This window comes from Acinetobacter sp. BY419, from assembly GCF_019038395.1.
Classification (GTDB): domain Bacteria; phylum Pseudomonadota; class Gammaproteobacteria; order Pseudomonadales; family Moraxellaceae; genus Acinetobacter.
The window spans coordinates 1-4,058 of sequence record NZ_JAGFXZ010000062.1; the positions used below are offsets into that span (position 1 = coordinate 1).

Below are 4,058 nucleotides of genomic sequence, written 5' to 3' on the forward strand. Positions count from 1 at the left end.
TCTGCTCTACCATTCTGCCGGATCACAATCACTTTGGATTTATTCGATTTCTGGCTAAAACCGCCCACCTGCTCGATATAATCCCTGGCATTCAGTCCGTTACTGTATTCAATCCCGTTCGGGAAAGCAACTTCGCCATGTACCATGATGACCGAGGTTTTTTCCGGAATATAGAGGATATCACCCTGTTCCAGGATCACATTCTGAAAAGAATCGGGATTGAGGACCACCTGCCCTTTCGGCTCCACCTGACGGGCTTTGACAATAAACTGCTTGACCAGCTCTGCATCACGCAAGCGCAAGGTGGCCTCTTCCTGGGTACTTGAGCGGGCATTGAAGGTGGTTTCCTCCAGCTTGTCCAGGGCAACATTCAGCATCTCTTTCTGTCGTGTGGCCACAGAAGCACGGTAAAGCTGCAAGGACTCGACTTCGGCCAGAGCATTCGGATGCAGCTGCACCAGTACATCTCCCAGTCTGGCACCATAGGGCAATACAATGGCATGGGCACCATTATGTGCCCCATCGACCCGGACCTGGATGGTGCCTGCATAGCGGTCAGCCGTCACCGTAACCACATCACCATCTTCGATCATGATATTCGGCGCCTGATTCAGTGAATAATATTCACTGCGGTATTCTGTGCCCTGCCGGCGCTGAATGCTGACATTGGTGGCTCCGGGTTTGAGTTTGGCAAAAGCCAATGCCTGGGCCAGCGTGATGGCCGGAGAATTAAACTCAAAATCGTTCTGGTTATAGACTTCACCCGAAACATTGAAGGTATGGGTCCGCTGTCCTACCACAATCACATCGCCATCGCGAAAGGAAAAGGGCTGGATCTGGCCTTGCAACAGGAAATCATACAAGTCGACCTGCTGCACGGTCCGACCATTGCGTAACACCTTGATATTGATATAACTGCCACGTTCCGGATCTACGCCCCCGGCACGGTCCAGGTAAGCAATCACGCTATCATTGGACACCCCGCCATAATTGCCGGGCTGATTGACAAAGCCGGTAACCATGACTTTCACCGGCTGGGCCTGTTCCAGTGCGGCATACACGCCCACATTCGAGACATAAATACGCCGAACCTGTGCTTCTACCACCGACTGCAGATGACCATTTTGCACACCTGCAACCCTGACCGGGCCGACATTGGGAATAAAGATATTGCCTTGCGGGTCGACGGTTTGGGTGCCATTAAACTGGTAGGCACCCCATAGCCGCAAATTGATATTGTCACCCGGATTAATCTGATAACTGCGGTTGAAGGTCGATCCTGCCGTAGAAGCAAAGGCACCTTTAAAGAGCTGTGAACCAAACATGCGGTTGGCTGTCGGGTACTTCATCGAGCTGCCGGGAGAAAGCTCCACTACCGATTGGTTATTCAGCATGGGGTTATTACTGCTATTGGCTGGATCCAGATTTAGCGTATTCAAATTCTGAGAGATTTCAGCGGGCAGCAAGCTGGAATCCAATGCATAAGTTTGTGCTGCACATGCCAATGATAAAACTGATAATAAAGCAATTTTTTTCATAATTTATTCCCGGTGCTCACGGATAATGGAATGGATCAGCAAGCCAATACCAAAAACGATATTCAATAAAAGAAATGAGGTCAGGCTGATATACACTTTGCGTGGATATAAGGCTTCCTGAGCTAAACGCGGAGTTGAAATGACGATCAGTTTCTTCAGTTTACGTGAGGCTTCTAAACGCGCTTTTTCCAGAGAGACCAAGGAAATTTTATAAAGATCCGCGGCAAATTCGACCTGAGCCTTGAGTGCCTCAAAATCGGCAACATTTTTATTCAGCTTTAAATTATTCGGTGACGTCAGTTTGGCACTTTCAGTATTGATCTGTTGTTGCAAGGCGGCAATCTGGCTGCGTAAAGCTACCACCTGGGCAGCTTCAGGGGTCAGGTAACTCAGCAGGGTTCGCTCTTCGGTTTTCAGTTGTGCCAGGCTACTCTGCAAGCCTGCAATCAGTGTCGCTACCGCTTTGGCCTGTAATTCAGGATCGAATATTTCATTTTCATTTTGATATTCGAGTACCGCCTGACGTGCCTGATCTAACTGTGTAGTGGCATCGCTATACTGCTGCTGGGCAAATACCTGCTGTTCTTCTGCGATGGCCTGTGAGATTTCATTAATAAAGGCATCACTCTGCTTTAGCAGTGCCTGATTCAGTTTCAGTGAAAATTCTGGCGAAAAGGCCTGATCATGCACATGCAGCATCATGGTTTTTTCATCCAGCTCGACTTTAATCATCTTATTAAAGTATTTCACCAGGTCTTCAATCGGGGCATCTTTGGGCAGGGCAAAGATCGGGTCATGCACTGATGAAAATTCTTCACGCAGATTGAGGGTCTGGTCCAGCTTTTCAATCATGTCGCGAGAAGTGATGTACTCTTTGAGAATCTGCGAGTCTTCACGGCTGGTATTGGGCATTCCCAGCAAAGCGCCTATGCCCGAGGCATCTGCCACCGGGGTATCAGCCACCTGCTTCACCAGGATGATGGAAGAAGACTGGTAGCGGTCTTTCGCAAAGGCGAAAAGATAAATGACGATGATCACCACCGGGATCAGGACACAGCAGGTATAGGCGATCCAGAGTCGCTTATTTATTTTAGCTTGCATACGCTTTATAGACCTCTACTGCATCTTGCACATTATCAAAAAATTCCGCCTGGCCATCTCGCACCAGAAAGGCGACATCACAATTGCGGGTTAAATCATTCAAGTCATGAGAGACCATAATAATATTTGAGTTTTCTTTGAGTTCATCCAGTAAGGCCTGACTCTTCTTGCGAAAAGAAGCATCCCCCACCGCACCGGCTTCATCCAGCAGATAATAATCAAAATTAAACGCCATGCTTAAACCGAAACCGATCCGGCCGCGCATACCGCTCGAATAACTTTTCATCGGCATATCGAAGTATTTACCAATCTCGGCAAATTCCTCGACAAAATTGACCACATGTTCAACTTCATCCTGGCTACTGACATAAAGCCTGGCGACAAAACGTACATTTTGCCGGGCTGTCAGACTGCCCTGAAATCCGCCGGACAAGGCCACCGGCCAGGAAATGGTTTTATGGGTGATGACTTGGCCCGAATCGGCATAGTCAATTCCGCCAATCACACGCAGCAAGGTACTCTTGCCTGCACCGTTTTTCCCCAACAGGGCCACGCTTTTATTTTCGGGTAAAACCGCGTTCAAATCCTTAAATACATAATGCCGTCCTTTCGGTGTCGCATATGATTTGGTTAGATTTTTTAATTCGATCATTTTGATTTCACCATATGGCGTTCAAAGCGTTTATATAATAATAATCCGATAAATAAGGAGACAATCATCCAGATGACAAAGTAACTTAAACTGATTCCGGGCACTAAACTATAAGTTGGTGCAACCGCATGGCGCATTAACTCAAAAATATGGATCAGCGGGTTGTATAACAAATATTCGCGATATTCGACTGGAATAATATGGATGGAATATAAAATCCCGGACAGGAAATAAAGAATTAAAAAGAACACCGAAAGAAACTTGTTCAGTTCCTTGGAAAAATCTCCAATCACGATAAAAATCAGGCTACATGCCGTCATGAAGATAAATAACAGTACCCAGTAGCCCAAAAGCTGGGGAATCTGCTCGAAACTGATGCTATAACCCAACCACACGAATGCAGCAGTAAATGCAACATAAGCACTAAACTTCAGCAGGAATTCCAGAATGTTACGTGCCAGTAAGGCATCCACCGGTTTGACCGGACGGTAGCTGAATAATCCCCGGTTGGATTCGGTGGCACTGATCGCCAGGGTGACCCCGGTCCTGAACATAAAGAAGGGAATAATGCCGTTAATCAAAAAAACCGGATAATCCATACCCGGCAAGGTCCTTTGCATGAGCGTACCAAACAGGATGACCATAATCCCAATGGTCAGCAGCGGCTCAAGAAAGACCCATAAATATCCCAAGCGGTATTGACCAAAGCGGGTTTGTAATTCACGTAACAATAGTGCCCGTATAGATGCATACATCACTTGTAAACC

At 47.1% G+C, this 4,058-nt stretch carries 4 protein-coding genes; all 4 read right to left on the bottom strand.

What is annotated here, in order from left to right; translation table 11 throughout:
- Positions 1 to 1,538: polysaccharide biosynthesis/export family protein (locus KUG37_RS14460; protein ID WP_216938347.1), on the bottom strand; the 1,538-nt coding region annotated here is incomplete at its 3' end.
- A gap of 3 nt (positions 1,539 to 1,541) precedes the next feature.
- Positions 1,542 to 2,639 carry a capsule biosynthesis protein gene (locus KUG37_RS14465; RefSeq protein ID WP_216938345.1) on the bottom strand — a complete coding sequence of 366 codons (1,098 nt, stop codon included), beginning with the start codon at positions 2,637 to 2,639 and terminating at the stop codon, positions 1,542 to 1,544.
- Positions 2,629 to 3,291: an ABC transporter ATP-binding protein gene (locus KUG37_RS14470; protein WP_216938343.1), complete on the bottom strand. Its 663-nt coding sequence runs from the start codon at positions 3,289 to 3,291 to the stop codon at positions 2,629 to 2,631. The genes KUG37_RS14465 and KUG37_RS14470 overlap by 11 nt, the downstream gene beginning before the upstream one ends.
- Positions 3,288 to 4,058: ABC transporter permease (locus KUG37_RS14475; protein WP_254202716.1), on the bottom strand; the 771-nt coding region annotated here is incomplete at its 5' end. The genes KUG37_RS14475 and KUG37_RS14470, both read right to left, overlap by 4 nt.

Bases quoted from the DNA above. Each gene is read 5' to 3' on its own strand.
- KUG37_RS14465 (WP_216938345.1), bottom strand. From the start codon at position 2,639: ATGCAAGCTAAAATAAATAAGCGACTCTGGATCGCCTATACCTGCTGT.
- KUG37_RS14470 (WP_216938343.1), bottom strand. From the start codon at position 3,291: ATGATCGAATTAAAAAATCTAACCAAATCATATGCGACACCGAAAGGA.